The organism is Vibrio sp. D420a, assembly GCF_030248625.1.
GTDB lineage: Bacteria > Pseudomonadota > Gammaproteobacteria > Enterobacterales > Vibrionaceae > Vibrio > Vibrio fortis_A.
This window is the reverse complement of sequence record NZ_JAHGAN010000106.1, coordinates 1-501: the sequence shown is the minus strand read 5'-3', so window position 1 is coordinate 501 and position 501 is coordinate 1. Positions and strand designations below refer to the sequence as shown.

At 46.7% G+C, this 501-nt stretch carries 1 protein-coding gene; it reads left to right on the top strand.

What is annotated here, in order from left to right; translation table 11 throughout:
- The coding region (locus tag KI743_RS24560) for an EAL domain-containing protein (RefSeq protein ID WP_285468607.1) at positions 1-501 on the top strand (501 nt) is incomplete at both ends.

Here is a 501-nt window from a genome sequence, read left to right as displayed (position 1 = left end):
AATCCCAGCGCTGGGATTATTTTGAAGTCTTGGCGCGTTGGCGCACGAAAAAGCACGGAAATATCTCCCCTGTCGAGTTTATTGAAGTGGCTGAGGAGTCTGGGCTGATAGTCGAACTGGGAGAAAGAGTCATTGAACTCGCATGCCGAGCAAAAACACTTCTAGAGAAAGAGTTAGGGTACTCAGTGAAGCTTGGTATCAACTGTTCAGCGCACGAGTTACATGACAGCCAACGCTACCTCAACTACTTGACCAAGATGATTAAACATTTTCACTTCGACAAGCGCGACTTTGTTATCGAGCTAACAGAGACGGTGCTGCTGTCCCCGACTGAAGGGACTAAAAATGTGCTCAGCACGATGAGACAACAAGGCTTCACTATCGCACTTGATGACTTTGGTACTGGATATTCGAGCTTGAACTATATCCATAGCTACCCTATTGATTGCATCAAGATCGATGCGACCTTCATTCAAGGGTTGCTGACCAGTGATACTGCTG